Genomic DNA, 19701 nt, shown 5'->3' with positions numbered 1-19701 from the left:
GGCAGAAGCGTTAAATACCGAAGCGAAAAAACTCTATCGAATTCACGTTAAATTAACACTCACCAAATCTTTGAATGCGATCGCGGTCACCCTACACCGCCCCCTGATTTAATTTCGGTTGCCCAGCATTTTGTCTCGCAGATGTTTGATTTTGTCTCGATATTTTGCAGCTTCCTCAAACTCTAGACTCTTGGCTGCTTCTTTCATCTGCGCTTCGAGTTGGACAATCAGATTAGGAATATTTTCGAGGGGAATGTCATCGGCTTGCTCGTAGACTTGATCGAGTTCTTGGGCGTTGAGGCGACGAGACACCTCCAAAAATGACAGAATCGAGTTGGCGGCTCGACGAGTAATAGGCTGAGGCGTAACCCCGTGTTTTTCGTTGTATTCCTGCTGAATTTCGCGCCGTCGTTCGGTTTCGCTGATCGCCTGAATCATACTGTCGGTCATGTTGTCGGCGTAGAGAATCGCCTGACCTTGAATGTGTCGTGCGGCTCGACCGATCGTTTGGATCAGCGATCGCGCCGCTCGCAAAAATCCTTCTTTGTCTGCATCCAAAATGGCGACTAGAGAAACTTCTGGCAAATCTAATCCTTCCCGCAGCAGGTTTACGCCGATCAGCACGTCAAACACGCCGTCTCGTAGATCTTGAAGAATTTCGATGCGTTCGATCGAGTTGATTTCTGAGTGCAAATAACGAACTCGGACACTTCTTTCTTGAAAGTATTCAGTCAAATCTTCTGCCATGCGTTTGGTTAGCGTCGTCACTAACACCCGCTCATTTTTTGGGACGCGATTTTGAATCTCAGCCAGCAGATCATCCACTTGCCCCTGAGTCGGACGCACAAACACTTCGGGATCAAGTACGCCTGTGGGACGGATCACCTGCTCGACAATACGATCGTCAGAAATATTCTGTTCCCAGTCGCCAGGGGTGGCAGACACAAAGATGCACTGATTGACCTTTTCCCAAAACTCTTCATTTTTAAGCGGACGGTTATCCGCAGCGCTGGGCAATCGGAATCCGTGATCGATTAATACTTTTTTGCGCGCCTGATCGCCGTTGTACATCGCTCTGATTTGCGGTAGCGTTACGTGCGATTCGTCGATCACGAGCAGCCAGTCTTTTGGAAAGTAATCGATTAAGCATTCCGGTGACTCTCCTGCTTTTCGTCCTGCTAAGTGTCTCGAATAGTTTTCAACGCCGTTGCAAAAACCAACTTCTCGCAGAACTTCTAAGTCATATCGAGTGCGTTGCTCTAATCGTTGCGCTTCGAGTAATTTTCCATCTTTTTCGAGTTCTTCTAAGCGTTCTTTGAGTTCTGCTTCGATCGCATCACAGGCCGCCTCTAATCGATCTTCGGGGGTGACAAAGTGACGAGCGGGGTAGATGTTTACGCCTTCCATACTTTGCAGCGTTGCCCCTGTGACGGGATCAATGTAGCGAATTGCATCAATCTCATCGCCAAAGAATTCAACTCGAATGATCCGATCTTCGTAAGCGGGGCCAATTTCTAACACGTCACCCTTGACGCGAAATTTGCCGCGACCCAAATCGAGATCGTTGCGCGTATATTGAACCGAGGCCAAATCTCGCAAAATCTGACGCTGATTCATCTCTTCGCCCACCCTGAGCGGAATCGACGCATTCAAATACTCCGACGGAATCCCCAGTCCATAAATGCAGCTAATCGAGGCGACGACAATCACATCTTTGCGCTCAAATAGCGATCGCGTGGCCGAATGTCGCAGCATATCAATTTCATCGTTAATCGAAGCTGTTTTTTCGATAAACGTGTCGCTGACAGCGATGTACGCTTCGGGCTGATAGTAGTCGTAATAGCTGACAAAGTATTCGACCGCGTTATCCGGAAAAAACTGCCGCAACTCATTACAAAGCTGTGCCGCCAGGGTTTTGTTGTGCGCTAAGACGAGCGTCGGTTTGCCCACATTTTGAACAACACGAGCGATCGTATGGGTTTTTCCGGTTCCCGTTGCGCCTTTTAGAGTTTGGTAGCGGTGACGTTCATTCAGATTTTGGGTGAGGTGAGCGATCGCTTGAGGCTGGTCGCCTGCTGGCTCAAAAGGGGCTTGAATGTGAAAGTCTGGCATGTTGTTAAAAAGTCTGAATTTGCGGTGTTTGGCTCAAACTTGACAACCGATCGTTGGCATCAGCGTCGTCTTTAAGGTTCTGAGTTGCGTCCTGGGTTCAGATTCACCTTTGTCATAGTCAGACGAACTGAGTTTTCTCTCTCTATTGTAGGTCGATCGTTTCAGCCTTGTTTTGGCAGAATTTCTAAATACACTCTAAGAATTCTCAAGCGGTTGCAGCAAATCTGACCAGCAATTTTAGTAAATTTGGACTATAAAGAAAAAGCAATTGTTCCTTATTTTGCTTCGGGCGCTGATGAAAAATTCTCCTAAGTCTAACGCCACTTCTCAACCAAGTGATCGGGCCGAAGCTGACTGGAACTATGAAGCAACCGTTGCCGAAGTCGAGTCAATTCTCACGCAAATCGAGTCTGGTGAATTGGATCTCGCGGATGTCTTCGATCGCTTCTCAACGGCGGTTGAATCACTGCGTCAATGTGAATCCTTTTTAGCCCAACGCCAAAAACAAGTTGATTTGTTGATCGAGACGCTGACCGACGAGCAAGAATTTTGACGTAACGAAGACGTAATGAATGGGAAGCTGAATCCTTTAAGCAATGCTGCCTCGTTTGCGCGTTTCTTTGTAGGAGGTGCCCACATTTCGCAGTCCAGCGCGGATCATTTGTTGTTCTAACAGTGCAAAAAAGCGAGAACGATCGCCCCCTCTGACCACGGCCTGATTGTGCGCTTCGGCCAATGCGACGGGGTAGCCATATCCCTTTTGTACCTGCGCCAACGTCAAACTCAAAGCCGAATTGAGCAACGTTTGATCTTGTGCAACCCAGGCAGGGACTTCGACACGGGCAATCTCGCTGCCGACATGCACATAGCAAAAATGAATTGCATGTTCTCCATACAGATCCAAAATGCGAGCGGAGCTTTGCCACAGAGGGCTGCGTTGTCCAGGTTCGAGCAGTCTACCCCAGAGTGCAGTGTCTTTGAGCGGATCAAGCACCTGACAAGGCGGACGAGCCGTTTTATCAGCACAGTGAGTTGGGCAATCGGGCGCAAGATAAGGACAACTCTGTAACCTGAGAAAGTTTAACGCTTCACCACTTCGAGACGCACTGATATAGCCGACGATCGGGACTCCGGCCTCTCGCATCTGATCCCAGGCTTGCAAAATTGGTGTGAGAATCAAATTTCTAGCCTCTGTGGGCATCGGTTCAAGAAACCAGTAGATCAGTGAGCCATCCACCATTGCTAACGTCGGAGGCTTTGGAGTGAGGGGTGAGGGGTGAGGAGTGAGGGGTGAGGAGTGAGGAGTGAGGGGTGAGGTTCTGGTTTTGGGATTGGCCGATGTTTGGGTCGCAACCTGCGGGTAACTCGAAGCGACCCCTTGCGGGTAACTCGAAGAGATCGCCGTTACTAATTCTGCTAACACGGTTGCTTCGGAGGCGGTGCGTCGATAGCCCATCCATTCTTCGGTGCGAATGCCCCACTGCCGCGAAACATAGAGATCTTCTGGTTGATAAAAAACTTCGGGAAGGCTGTCTAGCAGGGGCAGTTTGCTTTGTCCATAGTGCAAAACGATGCGCCCAACGTTGATCAGATAGCAGTAGGCGATTTCGTGATGGCTGGGGGCGATTTGAGATCCATCGGTGGCGATGACCGTGTGAGCGATCGGAGCCACATCCACTTCAACTCGCGTGTCCAACGGTTCCACAGGTTCGGCGGCGGTGAAGATGAGGCGATCGCGCCAGGTTTGTTGATGTTCGACGAGTTCGGTTTGACGCAGGCGGGCCTGTTCGATCAAAGCTTGGGCGCGTTCTAGTCGCTGACGAGTGGCCACAGCCTCTAACGTGAGGTGTTGGCTGATGCCCTGCATTTGTTGTGCGAGTTTGGTCAGGTCAAGCATGGTACTTGGGCAGCGGAGGGAGGAGGGAGGAGAGAGGAGGGAGGAGGGAGGAAAGAATAGTTCCCATCGGTTTCAAAGGTTGTTGATATCTCTCACTTTGTTTTGATGGACTGATGGGTTAATTCTATGACGCTTTTTGCAGTCAGTACACTTGATCGCCTGGTCTAATGCCAGGTTGAGAAGGCTTGAGTAAATTGCTGAAGTGACAAAAGATGAATGCGATCGCTCGCTCCAATAGACTGACGATCGCGATCGGTGTTGTAGCCCCAATCTGCTAAAAATAGCGTCACGTTTTCCAAGTTAGCCTGTTGCTCGATGCCTTGCAGGGTCTTCAATCGATCTTCGATAAACCAGATTGGGACGGGGCCATTTTTTTCGATCAGTTCTCGTAAAATTTGGGATTTTGGACGTTTGACTTCTTTGCCGTAAACCTGATCGTCTGTTAGTTGAATGCCTTGCTGACGGAGCAACTGTTGGATAAATCGCCCTTCTTTGGTGCTGATGATCACGGTTTGAATTGAACTCTCTAGCACGTCTGCCAACCGTTGCAAAACACCTGGATAAAAGCGATGTTCGGATAGCCAGCCTTCGAGATCTGAGGCAATCTGGCGATCGCGAATCTCGTCTACCAGTGCGCTGATCTGCATTGCTTCTACATGGTCTCTAGTGGTGATTTGTAGGGCGATCGCTGCCCAGTTTTGCAAAATTTCGCTTTCTTCGATGCCCAACACCAACGCTCTGATCAACACAGGCATTTCCCATCCGGTTTCGACAACAGGACGCAGGCGATAAAACAGAGGCTCTAAATCTTCTCTTGGTGTGGCATCTTGCCAAATTTGAGCATAAGCTTTCCAGGCCGTCTGAAAGTATTCTCTCAGTCCGTCACAAATTACGCCGTCAAAGTCTAGAGCGAGAATGGTCGGATTCGCTGTCATCTTTTGTTTGCAAACTGCTGCAATCTCAGACTACATGCAGAACTCAAGCTTGACCGACAAATTGATTAAGATAGCGTTCTCTAGAAGTCGATCGCTCTTTGAATCCTGAACTTGAATTCTGAAAGTTAAGATTTTTAAAACTGGGGCGCTAGGATTCGAACCTAGGGATGTCGGGACCAAAACCCGATGCCTTACCACTTGGCGACGCCCCAATACGTGACCACAAACTAATATAACAGTATTCTGGCGAAATGTGTCAAGGGAAATCTGAGAAGACAGAAAGAAGGGCGAGTGTAGCGATCAGTACGCCAAAATTAGTCTAATTTGCTTACGATCAGGGGCTAAGGATCGAGAATTAAATCACTCTTAATTCTAGCTGGCGGTTCAAACCGCGCCTACAAGAGCGAAGTCTGCCTTCGTAGATAGAAAAACTAGAAAAACGTCAACACGGCGACAATAATGGAGAGAAGCTGGATGGAGGATGACGAGTGTGAATGCAGCCGAACAAGCGATCGACCTTGAGACTGCCAGCAAAATTGCCACCGTAGTCAACTTGTTTAAATTAGAGTTTCCGGATGCACGGGTCGATTTGAAGCCTTGGGCGAATGATCCAGACACGCGGGAGTTAGTCGATCCAGACTCGATCGATTTGGGGTTTCACTTTCCGGGGCGGAGTCGGCTGTTTCAAAGTCGCAGCATTTTAGTGCAGATTCGGTTTTATTCTGATTTAGAAATGAAGGCTAGACGAGCGATCGGAGTCGAAGTGGCTGGGTTTGATCATCAGGGCAAGCAATGGCGATTTTCTACGGTGCAGGATTGGAGTTTTGAAGGGATGAGTAGTCCGACTCCAGAGATTCGAGAACGTTTGAAGGGATTTTGCTGCAAGATTTTAGAAGTTTTTAATGAGAAAGATTGAGGACGGGAGAGAGACAAGAGACTGAAGTTTAAGAGTCCAAAGTCTAATGTCTGAAGTCCAAAGTCGTTTCATCAATTTCTTCGCTTGACTCCTCAAAATCGGGTTGCCATCGACAGTGGTTGAAGTTGACTTTACCGGATTGATTGAATTGCACGCCTTCAGATTCGAGGAGCGATCGCTGGAGATAATCTCCCCCATTGCGAAACGGAGACTCAGAAATTTCGCCCTTTGCGTTGATGACTCGGTGCCAGGGAATGTCGGATTGCGTATCCACTCGAAATAGCGCGTAGCCGACGAGTCTAGCCCTTCCAGCGAGGTTGGCTAGTTGTGCGACTTGTCCGTAGGTGGCGACCTGTCCGTAGGGGATTTGGCGGACGATGGTGTAGATGCGATCGTAGCTAGACACCTTTTCTACAAGAGACTCTTTGCTAACGATAGATCAAACTGCTGATAACCCTCTGCTTTGCCTGTTAAAACTTCAAACGGCTTGTCGGGGTCTCCCAGGTGATTTAACACTAAAGTTGCACCCGAAAAGTCTTGGTGGTGTGTGTAATCGTTTAGCGTGACTACGGTTTTTAAGCCTGCTTGTAGGGCTGCCTGTAATCCTTGATAAGAATCCTCGATCGCCAAACAAGTTTCAGGCTGCAAATTCATCACTTCTAAGACATGAAGATACACGGCAGGATCAGGCTTTTTGTGAGGAACGACATCTCCAGCAGCGATCGTCTCAAACCAGGCGGGACTTTCTGATCCGAGCGTTGTTTCTAGCAGAGCCAAAACGTTATCTAAACTGCTTGTGGTTGCGATCGCTAGTCTGACTTCCTGTTCACGCGCTTCTTGTATTAGCCGTTTTACTCCCGGACGCAAGGGCATGACCCCCTCTCTCACGAGACTTTTGTAGTGGCGACTTTTTGCGTCGTGCAGCGTTTCGATAAAGTCTTCCAGTCCATTGGGTGGCTCAAACGACGGCTCATAGGTCTGAATGTAATACAGAATTCTCTCTTTGCCTCCTGCAACTTCTAGCAAATCGCCATAGAGGTCGATCGACCAATCCCAGTTCAGTCCTGCTTCTTGAAAGGCTCGGTTGAAGGCGACTCGGTGGCCGTCTCGTTCGGTGTCAGCCAGAGTGCCATCAATGTCGAAAATGAGGGTGAGGGGCATGGGGGAATGAGGGAGGAGGGAGGAGGGATGAACGTTCTGGTTTTGTTAGATTGCTGATCTGGTTTGATATCAGTTTTTGCAACTTGTTGCTATTTTTTGATTACGACAAGCATCTTCTTGAAAGTAGAGAATCTGGATGTTGAGAAACATCATACTGGAGTACATTTCAAACGGCTGCGAAATCCTTCTGTAGAGGATGCGCTTTAGTATGCTTGCTTTGATCATACCCAATCAATTTGTTAATGCTACAGATCCTTCGCCCCCTAAATCCCCCATTCTGGGGGACTTTGAGAATCCGAGACTTCTTTGGCTTGAAGTCCCCCACAAGTGAGGGATTTAGGTTGCTCTCCCAGATCTGTAGCACTCAAAGATCAATTTGGTATCAGAGTAATAAAATATGTTTCCAACTTGCGGAATGCTTATTTTCGATCGCGATTCTTTAATGAATATCCTTCCCATTCAAAAGACGTAGGCGTGATGAATTTAACTGGTTACAAGTCTGATTTTATTCGTGGTATTGTGGCGGTTTTAACAGTTTCGACTTGTTTGATTGCGGGAATGGCGATCGCTCCTTCTCGCGCCTTAAATCCTTCAGTTGAGCAAAGCTATCGGGGTCAGGGCCGCTTTCAGTTTCGGGAACAGTCGATTCCAATTCAAAATATTCTCTACCGCTACACCAATGGCAATTCTAGAACGGTGCAGATTAACTTAAGCAACGGTCGAGTGATGCAGCTTGAAGGCGTGTTGAGTCGATCGAATAGGCGGACGATTTTGACCATTCAAAGTGGCGGATTTACGGCCAATCGGGACGCAGATATGAGCGGTGAACTGACGCTAAACGTTATCAATGGCAAGCTGCGCGGCCTTAAAGGAAATCTCAGATTTGATAGTCAGCCCATTTCGATCGACTTTACCAGTTTGTGAAATTCAATTAGCAACGGGTTCCGCTTGTCGTCTTTTTGAGTTGGCTTGATGTTTTTCGGCTTGACGCGCTTGACGCTGGCGATCGGTTTCTGTTTCTGGAATGAATTTTTCCAGGGTGCGGGCGATGATGGGCAAAAAGCCAATGACTGCAATCACGCCGACGATATTAAACATCATTTGAGCGTTGGCAATTTGTCGGCCCACATCGCTACCCGAAACTGCCTGTGTCAATTGAGCAAGCTGGGGCGCTAATAAGATTCCTACCAAGGCGCTAGCCAAATTAAACAGTAAGTGAAAGACTCCCGTCCGTAGGGCTGGGCTGCCTCGTCCGATCGCCGCCAACAGCGTATCTGCACAGGTTCCCACTTCTGCACCTAGCATGATTGCAATGCCAGCCGGAAGATCAATCAGCCCTGAGCCTGCCAATGTGACCACGATCGCAACCGTTGCAGAAGACGACTGAATGATGATCGTAAAGATGGCTCCCACCAACGCGCCCAAAAAGGGATTGCGGCCCAGGCGCTCCATCCAGTCAAGAAAGGGTTCATGGTCTCGGAAGGGTTCCATTGCGGCATCGATCGCTTCCAGTCCATAAAACATTAAGCCAAATCCCAGCAGCACAATGCCAAGAGATTTTTGATGAGAGGTTTTGCCCAAAAAGAAAACCAGCATTCCAGAAAACATCAAAATGGGAATATATAGCCCAATGTTGAGAGAAATAATCTGTGCGCCAACGGCTGTCCCGATATTCGATCCTAAGACAACACCCAGCGATTGAACAAAGGTGAGAATATTAGCACTCACCATCGCGATCACTAGAATGATGGTGACAGATGAAGACTCCAAAAAAGTGGTGGCGACAATGCCTGTAGCTACGCCTGCAAATCGGTTGGTTGTAAACTTACTAAGCAGATTTTTCATCCGTTCTTCGCCGACATCTTCTAACCCTTCGGCAAGTCGAGTTACGCCATAGATAAATAGGACTAACCCTGCGATCGCTCCCATTGCCATCTTAAAGAAATCGATTCCTTTAGTTTCTTTTTGGTCGAGCGGAAGGTCAGGCTTGTTAGATCCGCTGGATTCCCCTTTTTGTTCGTCTTTTTGCTGGCTTTCGGGAGCGGATTGGGCAGCGGCGATCGACGTGAGGCTTGGAGATGAAGTCTGAGAATTTAAGGATGGCGGCGCGATCAGTAGCGTTAGAGTTAGTAGCGCGATCGCTAAATAATTGAGTACTTTCCTATTCAATCGCTTGAGAAAAAACATGATGATTCCTCACAATTTCTTGTGTTAAAGCTTCTATTGCAGTTGTGAAAAGGGTGCGATCGATTTACAGTCCGTCAGAATATGAGCAAGATACCAAGTCTTACAACTTCAGCCCTACAGCTTGTTTGGAAGTGCTGATTATGAATTAAACAAATGTCAATTGAACTCACAAAAGCACAACAGTTCAATAGGATTAGAGTATTAGATTAATTTGATTTTAAGTCTCTTCTAAAAGAAGTAGTTTTCTATTTAATTTGGTTTAGAAACCAAAGCTTATTTTCTATTTAATCTTCTATTTAATCTAAGTTAATGACTTCTAAACTTGAGCTTAATCATTGTAATTTGATCCCCAACAAAGTGCTCAAAGTGATGTCAGTTTGGATGATTTCTTATACCAAATTGATCTTTGAACGCTACAGATCTTGCAGCCCCCTAAATCCCCCACGAGTGGGGGACTTTGAATGTAGAAGTTCCCCAGAGGTCAAGACTTTTCTAGGTTTCAAAGTCCCCCAGAATGGGGGATTTAGGGGGCGAAGGATCTGTAGCATTAACAGATTGATTTGGTATCAGAGAGTTGATTTTTTCGCTTTGGCGTTGCGTGTTTCTGCCTCCCAAGCTGCCAATTTTAGGGAACTTTAAGAGAAGATTTTTGGCTCAAAGTCCCCATCGAATTCACGGATTCAGGGGTTTGTAATTTGCGAAGGCGGATTTTGTTCTCGTCGCTGCGATTTGAACCGCCAGGCAATAAGTGACAAGTTTTTAGGGGGTCAATCTCTTCGAGTTGCCCGCAAGGGGTCGCGATGCGGCTTGCCCCAATTCTTCTCGAAGCATTTGTTTGTAGATGCTGGGCAGTTCGGCTGTATTGGCATTGTCTTCGATTCCATAGCCGAGACTTGTCCAGGTGCCAGAGAGCCGTTGTAAAACGGTGTTGATTCTCCCTTTTTTGAGCAACTGACGCAAATCTACACCCCACGCCTGCGAGTCACTTAGCCATTGATAAACGACTTGATCTTGATATTCAGGCTCAAAACTATAACTTTGCCAAAAAAACATTCTCGGTGGGGCAGGGTGATAGCGTTGGGCTTGCTCAATCCAGGTGGTGGTGATGAATTGATAGCGTCCCGCCGCCGTCGAGCAGTTTCCTGTGTTGGGGCCCGCGACGATCGTCACACAGCGATCGGGATGATGGCTCAAATTGCTGATATGGTCTCCGCCATAAATCACCGTGTAGGGGCTACGCACATTCGACTCACTCGCCGAAATCGTTCGCATCAAAGCCCGAATATAAGGATCGCCGCCGCGCATCACCAAAGGAGCTTTGGCACCAGTGGCCGAATCTGCAAACCACGAAGAAGGACGCTTTCCCGCCATGTGCATTACTAAAAAGATCACGCCCAGCAAGATCACACTGCGAGCGAGCAGGTTTCCAACAAATTGTTCTAAGCCATCTGGTTTGGACTCAGGATTTGCCATAGGTTGCGATGAGGTATCTAAAACGGTGCTAGAGCCAATTACTCCGAAGCATTCTAACCTTAAACTCATCAGTCACCACTTCTCTAACGGTCGGTTCACCAAGTTGACACTTTTAGTCCAATGTTCAGTTCGATAGCGTTCTTTGCTTCGCTGTTTGGTGCTTCTGCCCCCAACCCTCCAACTTTGGGAGACTTTCAGCCAGAGGTTCTCATCCAAAGTTCAGCAAATTCATTGAGTTAACGCTGTTTAGAACACGATCGTTCCGTTCTGAGATAGAAGTGTTGGACTTTAGAAGTGGATCGTTCCGTTCTGAGATAGAAGTGTTGGACTTTAGAAGTGGATCGTTCCGTTCTGAAATAGAAAGGTTGGACTCTAGAAGTGGATCGTTCTGTTCTGAAATAGAAAGGTTGGACTGTAGAAGTGGATCGTTCCGTTCTCAAATAGAAACGTTGGGTTGTGGAAGCGGATCGTTCTGTTCTCAAATAGAAACGTTGGGTTGTGGAAGCGGATCGTTTCGATCTCAAATAGAAAGGTTGGGTTGTGGAGAGCGATCGTTCTAATTTTTTCATCCCTCCTCCCTCCTCCCTCCTCCCTCCTCCCTCCTCCCTCCTCCCTCCTCCCTTCCCTAGCCCGTCATTCGACTCAGCAAGGGAGCCGCACCGAGAAGCGCTTGAGTATAAGGGTGTTGTGGATGTTTGAAGAGCGTCTGTGTGTCACCGAGTTCGACGATTTTTCCGGCATTCATCACGGCGATACGATCGCAAAAAAACCTCGCCACCCAAAGATCATGCGTAATAAACAGATAAGTTAGATCAAATTCGGTTTTCAACGTTTGCATCAGTTGCAGCACTTGAGTTTGCACCGTCGCGTCTAACATGCTGACTGGCTCATCGCAGATCAAAAGTTTGGGACGAGTAATCAAGGCACGCGCGATCGCGACTCGCTGTTGTTGTCCGCCCGAAAGCTGATTGGGATAGCGATCGTAAAACTCTGCTGGCGACAAGCCCACTCGCTCTAACATCGACTCGACTTCTTGTTTGGCCTTTTCTGGCGTAGCTAATTGGTGAATCAATAACGGATCGGCCACGCTTTGCCCAACCGTCATTCGAGGATTGAGACAGGCGTGCGGATCTTGAAACACCATCTGAATCTGACGGCGCTGTTGTTGAAGCTGGGCGCGATCGAGCTTTGTCAAGTCCTGCCCCAAAAATTCCACGCCCCCAGAGGTTGGATGCAACAGTTGCAAAATCGTTCGTGACAGCGTACTTTTTCCGCAGCCCGATTCTCCGACCAAGCCCAAAGTCTCCCCGGCGTAGAGTTCCAATGTGATGTCATCGACGGCTCGGATCGTTCGATCAGTCTGAGAAAACAAGCGATCGAGCAAATTCTGTTCCAGCGCGTAGTGCTGTTTGAGGTTTTGTAATTTCAGAATAGGTGAGGTGTGAGGCGTGAGGCGTGAGGACTCGGATTTGGCTTGTTGTTGAAGGTGGAGGGCGGCGTTGAGCAGCGATCGCGTGTAGTCGTGCTGAGGTGCTTGAAAGACGGATTGTGTCGTGCCCGTTTCGACAACTTTGCCATCGTACATGACCGCGATGCGATCGCAATATTCGGCAACCAGGGCCAGATCGTGGGAAATCAGCAGCAGTGCCATATTCCGCTCACTGCACAGTCGAGTCAGTTCTTGGAGAATTTGAGCCGAAATGGTGACATCCAGACTGGTCGTCGGTTCATCCGCCACGATGAGTTTGGGATTTAATAACAGAGCGAGGGCGATCGCGACTCTTTGCCGCATTCCTCCACTAAACTCATGGGGAAACTGTGACCAGCGGCTTTCAGGAATGTTAACGGCGCTAAGGGTGGCGATCGCTCGTTCCTTAGCCTGTCTTGTCGAAAGGGTTGGCTCGTGTGCTTTGAGGGTTTCTAGACAGTGATCGCCGATCGACATCAACGGATCAAGGCGCGTCATTGGATCTTGAAAAATCAGCGCAACGGCTTCTCCTCGAAAGCGACGCAACTGAGCAGGCGACAGGTCTAAAACCGAATCTCCTTGAAAGCTGACTCGTCCCTCAACTCTGGCATCCGAAGAGAGCAACCGCATCGCGGCCCGTCCCAATGTGGATTTACCGCAGCCTGATTCTCCGACCAGTCCCAGACGATCGCCCGGCTGCAAGACAAAGGACACATCATCCACGACATTCTTTTGCCCTTCGCGGTAGGCCACACGCAGATTTTCAACGCAGAATAAGGGTTCGCTCATCTCAGCAATCCGTTTTCCGCTACTTTACCAGACCTGATCGTGATTCCGATCGTCCCCTTAATCTTCGACCTGATTGACTCGACGCAGACTCAAGACATCGGTCATCTTCTTGATCTGAGCAAAGGTATGTTCGAGTTGAGCATGATCACAGATGTCGATTCCCAAGTCGATCACAGCCGTCTGATCGGGAAACGTCCTCACTTGAGCATTGCGAACGTTGATATTGTTGTCCGTTAGACGCGAGAGAATATCCTTGAGAACGCCAACGCGATCGATGACTTCAATCTGAATGCAAACGGGATAAACCTGCGGTCGGCCGCCATTGTGAGTTGTCTGATTCCAACTGACGGGCACCAGACGATCGCCATCGACCTGATCCACATTCGGGCAGCCCTGACGATGAATGGAAATGCCCCGATTACTGCGAGTGACTGCGCCAATAATCGCTTCTCCCGGCACCGGATTGCAGCAGCCCGCGACGTGATACAACAAACCCTCCACACCTGCGATCGGTGACTTGCTAGAGGGGGCAGGCGGCAGCGATCGTAAAGTGGAGGGTAGCGGCAGCAGAATCTTAGAATCGAGACTATCAGAAAGTTTGGCTAAAGGCTGTTGAGCTTTGACGGCTTCTCGAATGCGATTGATAACCAGATTGACGGTGATTTCGCCATAGCCGACGGCAGCCAACAAATCTTCGACGCTGTGGTAGTTACATCGCTCGGCAGCGGTGAGCATCGGGGCAGACTTGAGCAGCGCTTCAAAGCCATTTTTGCCCAATTCTTTTTCTAACAACTCTCGCCCACGGGCCACATTTTCGTCGTGATGCGATCGCTTATACCATTGACGAATGCGATTTCTGGCTCCCGCGGTGACGGTGAAGTTGAGCCAATCGAGGCTGGGGTGAGAATTCTTTTGGGTAATAATTTCTACGATGTCACCGTTTCTCAACGTCGTATCTAGCTGCACCATGCGACCATTGACTTTAGCTCCTGCACAGTGGTTGCCAACTTCGGTGTGAATGCGATAGGCGAAATCTACGGGGGTCGATCGCGGACTCAGAGAGACGACTTCTCCGCGTGGCGTAAAGACAAATACATCACCATCAAACAGATTGTCTTTAATGCTTTCGAGGTATTCTTGCGCGTCTTTGAGGTCGTTTTGCCAGTCGAGAAGTTGTCGTAGCCAGGTAAATTTTTCGTCGGTGGTGGTCAGGGCACTGCTAGATCCGCCTTCCTTGTATTTCCAGTGGGCGGCAATCCCATACTCGGCAACGTGGTGCATTTCCAGAGTACGAATCTGAATTTCTAGCGGTCGTCCCTGGTCGCCGATGACAACAGTGTGCAGCGATTGATAGCGGTTGGGTTTGGGCAGTCCGATGTAGTCTTTAAAGCGTCCGGGAATGGGACGAAAGCTGTCATGAACGACGGCCAGAGCGCGGTAGCATTCATCATTGGTTTCGACAATCACCCGAATTGCCGCCACGTCATAAATTTCTTCATAGCCTTTTTGCTGGCGCTGCATCTTTTGATAAATGCCATACAGATGCTTGGGACGGCCGCTAATTTCGACACAGTGAACGCCGAGTTGATCTAACCGCTCTTTGAATTTGTTGGCCACATCGCTGAGGCGGGTTTCTCGATCGATGCGCTTCTCCGCCACCAATTGCTGAACTTCGCGATAAGCGTCATTTTCGAGATATTTGAACGCCAGATCTTCGAGTTCCCATTTGAGATTGCCGATGCCTAGACGATTGGCGAGGGGCGCAAAGATTTCTCGCGTTTCCAAAGCAATCCGGCGGCGTTTTTCATCGGGTAGATGTTCGAGTGTCCGCATATTGTGCAGGCGATCGGCTAGTTTGACGACGATCACGCGAATATCCTGCGCCATTGCCAGAAACATGCGGCGAAAGTTTTCGGCTTGACGTTCTGTTTTGCTGGAGAAATTGAACTTAGAAAGCTTGGTTACTCCGTCCACTAGCAGCCGCACCTCTGCCCCAAATCGCTGCTCGATCTCTTCGGGCGTGACCTCCGTATCTTCGACCACATCATGCAAAAAGCCAGCCGCAATCATGACGCTACTGCCGCCCAAATCGCGCAACAACCCCGCAACCGCTACGGGATGGGCAATGTAAGGTTCGCCAGAGGCTCGATACTGCCCTTCGTGAAGCTGATAGGCAAAGTCAAAGGCTCGACAAATCAGATCGTTGTCTTTAGGAATCTCGCCCGCAGAGAGTGGGGGTTGCTGAATGAAACACTCGCGCAACCAGTCTGGAGGCGTGAAGTCAGTGGTAGGAATGATAGAAGCCGCTACGTTCATGCTGTCAGGCTCGGAGAGTTGGGATCGGAGACTTAACTAAATAACGAATGATTCTACTGCAAGAATGTATACGAATATACATTTAGTCGCTTTGAAAGTGAAGAGTTCTAGCAGATCTAAAAGCGTGCCAGGTTCATTCACGAAACTAACTGAGCAAATGAGAGACTGCAAAACAGCGATTCTTGGTCAGACGCTAGAAGATTTGCCGAGTTATATCAATTAAAGGGTGAATTTTTTGACTGTCTTAGGGTCAGACTTGTTTTATGCTCATTCTATCAATTGGAATAAGTTTCCTTACAGGAATCTTGGGCTTTAAAGGGATTTTTGGCAAGCAATAAATTATGTTGTCTGCTGAAATACGATCGATGAATCCAGACAGAACCCCTAAAAAGCGATCCAAACTCCACGCTAAACTGAGCAAAGTGTCAAACCTTGAGAGCATGTTGCCAGCGTCACACCGCGATCGCTACCAAGAATTTTCCCACGCTTTGCAGGCGCTTGAGGCGTTGGTCAATCAGCCTGAGTGCGACGGTGCGATTTTAAAGTCAGAAGTTCTAGACATTCAAAAATTCTTTCAAACCCAGATCAGCAGTTTGGATCTGGAAGCTTTGGACGTAGACGTTAGTCAGCGATCGTATGCCGTTCAAGTCGAGATGGACAAGCAGCTTAGACTCTTGAATATGGATGTGATGTTTTTGCAGACGGCGCGGCGATCGACAACCCATGATCAACGAGTGCAGCAGATTAAAGAACGACTCAAAACATTGATCAGCTATTGTCAAGGATTGCTCACAATGCGTCGAGCCGAAGAGTAACTTTGAGGTCTGTTTTGGAATTTCAAAAAAATTACATTTAGAAGTTCTAAATTATGGAAGTTCGAGCTGAGAAACCAGAAGATATAGAAGCGGTTCGCAGCGTTAATGTTGCGGCGTTTGGGCGAGAGGGTGAGGCGGATTTAGTCGATCGCTTGCGAGGCGCTACTTCTACGTTATCGCTGGTTGCGGTGGCGGCTGATCAAATTGTGGGACATGTATTTTTTAGTCCAGTTGCGATTGCAGGAGAATATACCAATGATTCAACTAATGATTTAACTAATGATTTACTCATTCTTGGATTAGCACCCGTCGCAGTGCTCCCCAACTATCAGCGACAAGGAATTGGCTCATTACTGATTCGGCAGGGTTTACAAGCGGGCATTCAATTTGGTTGCAAAGCCGTTGTTGTCCTAGGTTCTCCAAAATACTATTCACGATTTGGGTTTACTCCAGCCAGCGAGAAGGGACTGAAGTGTGAGTATGCAGTTCCAGATGAGGCATTTATGGTATTGGAATTAAAAGCGGGTGCCTTAGAGGGCTGTGTTGGAACGGTGAAATATCGATCGGAGTTCGCCGCACTTGAGTAGCGCACTGTTTTGTGGCTGTTTGCTTGACAAGACTTTTTGCCTGGCGGTTCAAATCGCAGCTAAAAGAACAAAATCCGCGCAGGCGGATTAACAAACCCCTGGATGAGTTTAGTCTGCAAAGGCATACGTTGTTCTTTTAACGTAAATTCGATGAAATCTCTCGCTGTGGCAATCACTCCAGGCAGCCCCCTAAATCCGCCAAGTTTGGGAGACTTTGAGCAAGAAATCCTGTCCGAAAGTCCCCCAGATTGGGGGATTGGGGGGCAGAAGCGTTAAATACCGAAGCGAAAAAACTCTATTGAATTCACGTTCTTTTAGGCGCAAATTCTATTTGCCAGTCTCAACTTTGTAGACAAAGGGTTGTTGGAGAACAGTGGTAGAACTTTAATGATTGATTCAATACAAAAAATAGGGTGCATCCAATTTGTAGAACACACCCCAGGACTTATATCAGATCAACCTTTCAGCTTGTCGGCGGCAAAACAACTCGTTTAGCTAACCCGACACTTTTTAAGCCTTGAATCGCCCACCAGGTTACATCCACTTCCCACCATTTCCAGCCCGCTTTGGCCACATTGGGGTAAGCATGGTGATTGTTGTGCCAGCCTTCGCCATAGGTGAGAATTGCTGCCCACCAGAGATTACGAGAATTGTCGTCAGAGTCAAACGATCGATACCCTCGCATGTGAGAAGCCGAATTGATCAACCAGGTGCTATGCCACAACAAAACGGCTCTCAAAAACACCCCATAAATCACAAACGACCATCCGCCCACCAGATACAGCCCAACTGCTACGGGAATTTGAAGTAATAGAAAGGAGCGATCGAGCCAGCGATAAAACCGATGTCTGTCTAGATCAGGCGCAAACTTTTTGTAAGAATCGTAGTCAAAAAACTGCTTCTGTGGATAAAACAACCAGATCATATGACTCCACCAAAACCCACGATCGGCAGAGTAGGGATCTTGAATCGAATCTTCGGTATGCAGATGGTGCATTCGATGTCCGCCCACCCAAAAGACCGGGCCGCCTTGTAATGCGAGTGCGCCTAAGACTGCCAGCGTATATTCCAACCATCTCGGCACCTGAAGACTACGATGCGTCAACAATCGGTGATAGCCCAGACAAATCCCAATGCTGCCAAATAGCCAGTGCAGCACCAGCATCACGCCCAGCGCCGACCAGGAAAAAAACCACGGAGCCAGCAGCGCCAGCAAATGAAAGGTGCCAAAGAAGCCCAGATTGACCCAGCTAAAAGCAGGCGACTCCTCGCGAGTAGCTCCAGGAGAGCGACGATTTGAAACAACAGATTGCATCGGATTGGAAGTCATAAAAATCCTTGATTTAAGATGGCGGTAACTCACCCAATAAACTCACCAAATAACAGAGTGTGCAAATCGCAAGATTCTAGATGCGATTCGTTATTTGCAGCGACTCTGGGTGAATCCCTCCAAGAGAGCGCCTTGATCAACGGCAAGACCGCTTCACCCGTTTAGTAAGAAAGCCAGTTACAGTAAGAGTAAGGATGCAAGTGTTACTTACATTCCATCACGATAGCAACAGTTTTGTATTTGTGCAAGTGCTGCTTGCATTTCTCGCATGTCTAACCCCAGAAGCCCCACTCGACAGCGTTTAATTAATGCAGCACTGGAGCTATTTGCCGCTCAGGGAGTCACCGAAACGACGACCAAACAGATTGCAGAGTTGGCCGATGTGAATGAAGTGACGCTGTTTCGGCATTTTGGCAACAAACACGGATTGCTGCTGGCGGTGATTGAGGAAGCGGCGGTGTTTACCAACCTGGGGCAGGACTTGATCCAGCGAGCCGATCAGACCAGTAGTATCTATCAAGCACTCAAAGACTATGCAACGGCGTGTTTGCAAGCATTAGAGCGAATTCCAGAAGTGGTGCGATCGGTCGTCGGTGAGTCAGGTCAATATCCTTCTGAAAACCGTGAAGCGTTGGGAAGGGGGTTTACTCAAGCCAATCGATATGTGGCTGCTTACTTTCAGACCGTCATCGATCGCGGGCAGCTTCACAGCCATTTACCCGCCGAAAAGTTGGCTAGTTTGCTCAATGATATGCTGTTGGGCTATGCGGTGATTGAGTTTACCAGCGAGTTTCATGATCTGTGGCAGGATCGCGATGACTTTTTAGAAAATTTGGTGACGCTGTTTTTGCATGGAGCGGTTTCTCAGACTCCAGGGGCGATCGTTCCCGTTGTGCCACCCGTCGCGGCGACTCCGATCGCAAAGATTGCAGACCTACCTGCGAATTTGGTGCATTTAATTCTACAACGGGGCAAAAAAGCAGGGCTGCAAGACTATGCGCTGGTGTATGTTTTGTTTGGAGCAGGATTGAGTCTAGATGAGGCGTTGAGTCTGGAGCGATTGCACCATGTTCACGATGCCACCCATCAGCTTTTGCAAGTTAGTCAAGGGTTGATTAGACAAGTCCCGATCAATCAGTGGATCATGGGCAAACGCTACGGCTCGTATGCCAAAAATCCCTTAACTCAATGGCTGAGAAGTCGTAAAGATACTCATCCAGAAATCTTTGTGGAGAACGGTCGATCGCTGCTAGAAGACGAAGCTCAACAGCGTTGGCAACAATTAACTCACGGTCTGGTCACGCCCGAAGGACACCCTCCTACCCTGGAGCAAACCCAGCAAACCTGGCGAGTTGAGATGTTAATGCGCGGCATCAAACTAGAAGATCTGTGCATTCTAACGGGATTGGATGGGGCGAGATTGCAGCCTTATGTGTATCGCGCTAGAGAAAAGTCCGCGTTAGAGCAGGCAATTCGGCTTGACCAGAGAGGATGACGTGGGGATGTCAAAAGGCTTGCAAAGACAATATTCTCAGCTTGTGTAAGACTTTTCTCTCAGGCAATTCTCATCTTTTTAGCTGGGTGAAGTGTTAATCTGTAACAAGTATGTTGTACCTTGCAATCAGCTAATAAAACCAATTTCTAAAATCTTAGCTCCGTAGAAAATAGTTCAGTCGTTGAAGCTCATTGCGACCCCTTCAGAAAACGTTTAAGAC

17 protein-coding genes and 1 tRNA gene are annotated in these 19701 nt (G+C 48.4%); 7 read left to right on the top strand and 11 right to left on the bottom strand.

The features are described 5' to 3' along the window. Positions 1-108: 108 nt before the first annotated feature. A complete protein-coding gene (uvrB, locus tag ACKFKF_RS12800; protein ID WP_446858263.1) occupies positions 109-2112 on the bottom strand; it encodes an excinuclease ABC subunit UvrB in 2004 nt (667 codons plus the stop codon). A 295-nt stretch (positions 2113-2407) separates the two neighbouring features. On the opposite strand from uvrB, the gene xseB reads away from it, so the two are divergent. Next, positions 2408-2665 carry an exodeoxyribonuclease VII small subunit gene (xseB, locus tag ACKFKF_RS12795; RefSeq protein WP_446868053.1) on the top strand — a complete coding sequence of 86 codons (258 nt, stop codon included), beginning with the start codon at positions 2408-2410 and terminating at the stop codon, positions 2663-2665. A gap of 36 nt (positions 2666-2701) precedes the next feature. Here the strand turns inward: xseB and ACKFKF_RS12790 are convergent, their stop codons facing one another. The 3 genes from ACKFKF_RS12790 to ACKFKF_RS12780 all read right to left on the bottom strand — a co-directional run bounded on the left by ACKFKF_RS12790 (position 2702) and on the right by ACKFKF_RS12780 (position 5156). Next, a complete protein-coding gene (locus tag ACKFKF_RS12790; protein ID WP_446868052.1) occupies positions 2702-4009 on the bottom strand; it encodes a DNA double-strand break repair nuclease NurA in 1308 nt (435 codons plus the stop codon). A gap of 164 nt (positions 4010-4173) precedes the next feature. Beyond that, on the bottom strand, positions 4174-4944 hold the full coding sequence (locus ACKFKF_RS12785; RefSeq protein WP_446868051.1) for an HAD family hydrolase: 771 nt from the start codon (positions 4942-4944) through the stop codon (positions 4174-4176). Between the two features lie 140 nt (positions 4945-5084). Then, a tRNA-Gln gene (locus tag ACKFKF_RS12780) sits at positions 5085-5156 on the bottom strand. A 269-nt stretch (positions 5157-5425) separates the two neighbouring features. On the opposite strand from ACKFKF_RS12780, the gene ACKFKF_RS12775 reads away from it, so the two are divergent. Beyond that, positions 5426-5860 carry a hypothetical protein gene (locus tag ACKFKF_RS12775; protein WP_446858258.1) on the top strand — a complete coding sequence of 145 codons (435 nt, stop codon included), beginning with the start codon at positions 5426-5428 and terminating at the stop codon, positions 5858-5860. 43 nt (positions 5861-5903) lie between these two features. On the opposite strand, the gene ACKFKF_RS12770 is transcribed toward ACKFKF_RS12775, so the two are convergent. Together ACKFKF_RS12770 and ACKFKF_RS12765 are read right to left on the bottom strand one after the other, a co-directional pair. Continuing rightward, positions 5904-6266, bottom strand: a complete 363-nt coding sequence (locus tag ACKFKF_RS12770) for an MGMT family protein (RefSeq protein WP_446858257.1) — start codon at positions 6264-6266, stop codon at positions 5904-5906. Positions 6267-6271: 5 nt separating this feature from the next. Then, positions 6272-7021 carry an HAD family hydrolase gene (locus tag ACKFKF_RS12765; protein ID WP_446858256.1) on the bottom strand — a complete coding sequence of 250 codons (750 nt, stop codon included), beginning with the start codon at positions 7019-7021 and terminating at the stop codon, positions 6272-6274. Between the two features lie 477 nt (positions 7022-7498). Here ACKFKF_RS12765 and ACKFKF_RS12760 point away from each other — a divergent pair, with 477 nt between their 5' ends. After that, entirely contained in the window at positions 7499-7945 is a 447-nt protein-coding gene (locus ACKFKF_RS12760) for a hypothetical protein (protein WP_446868050.1), read from the top strand. A 3-nt stretch (positions 7946-7948) separates the two neighbouring features. Here ACKFKF_RS12760 and ACKFKF_RS12755 read toward each other — a convergent pair whose 3' ends face one another. From ACKFKF_RS12755 to ACKFKF_RS12740, 4 genes are all read right to left on the bottom strand, one after another. Then, a complete protein-coding gene (locus ACKFKF_RS12755; RefSeq protein ID WP_446868049.1) occupies positions 7949-9208 on the bottom strand; it encodes a Na/Pi cotransporter family protein in 1260 nt (419 codons plus the stop codon). Positions 9209-9967: 759 nt separating this feature from the next. Beyond that, the gene (locus ACKFKF_RS12750; RefSeq protein WP_446868048.1) at positions 9968-10750 is read right to left on the bottom strand and encodes a glycoside hydrolase family 24 protein; all 783 of its coding nucleotides are present in this window, start codon (positions 10748-10750) and stop codon (positions 9968-9970) included. Positions 10751-11306: 556 nt separating this feature from the next. Further along, on the bottom strand, positions 11307-12938 hold the full coding sequence (locus ACKFKF_RS12745; RefSeq protein ID WP_446868047.1) for a dipeptide ABC transporter ATP-binding protein: 1632 nt from the start codon (positions 12936-12938) through the stop codon (positions 11307-11309). Between the two features lie 57 nt (positions 12939-12995). Beyond that, on the bottom strand, positions 12996-15254 hold the full coding sequence (locus tag ACKFKF_RS12740) for a RelA/SpoT family protein (RefSeq protein ID WP_446868046.1): 2259 nt from the start codon (positions 15252-15254) through the stop codon (positions 12996-12998). 440 nt (positions 15255-15694) lie between these two features. Here ACKFKF_RS12740 and patD point away from each other — a divergent pair, with 440 nt between their 5' ends. The 3 genes from patD to ACKFKF_RS12725 all read left to right on the top strand — a co-directional run bounded on the left by patD (position 15695) and on the right by ACKFKF_RS12725 (position 16932). Next, on the top strand, positions 15695-16069 hold the full coding sequence (gene patD / locus ACKFKF_RS12735; protein ID WP_446868045.1) for a heterocyst frequency control protein PatD: 375 nt from the start codon (positions 15695-15697) through the stop codon (positions 16067-16069). Between the two features lie 53 nt (positions 16070-16122). Next, positions 16123-16656, top strand: coding sequence for a GNAT family N-acetyltransferase (locus tag ACKFKF_RS12730; protein ID WP_446868044.1), 534 nt, complete (start codon positions 16123-16125; stop codon positions 16654-16656). 150 nt (positions 16657-16806) lie between these two features. Then, a complete protein-coding gene (locus ACKFKF_RS12725) occupies positions 16807-16932 on the top strand; it encodes a hypothetical protein (protein WP_446868043.1) in 126 nt (41 codons plus the stop codon). 187 nt (positions 16933-17119) lie between these two features. On the opposite strand, the gene ACKFKF_RS12720 is transcribed toward ACKFKF_RS12725, so the two are convergent. Next, positions 17120-17986 (bottom strand): acyl-CoA desaturase, encoded by an 867-nt coding sequence (locus ACKFKF_RS12720; RefSeq protein WP_446868042.1) that lies wholly within the window; start codon positions 17984-17986, stop codon positions 17120-17122. Positions 17987-18254: 268 nt separating this feature from the next. Here ACKFKF_RS12720 and ACKFKF_RS12715 point away from each other — a divergent pair, with 268 nt between their 5' ends. After that, on the top strand, positions 18255-19481 hold the full coding sequence (locus ACKFKF_RS12715; RefSeq protein WP_446868041.1) for a TetR family transcriptional regulator: 1227 nt from the start codon (positions 18255-18257) through the stop codon (positions 19479-19481). Positions 19482-19701: the final 220 nt, after the last annotated feature.

Source organism: Phormidesmis sp. 146-12, from assembly GCF_052939495.1.
Note: the sequence above shows the minus strand (reverse complement) of the source record. Positions and strands in the feature narration are given on the sequence as shown.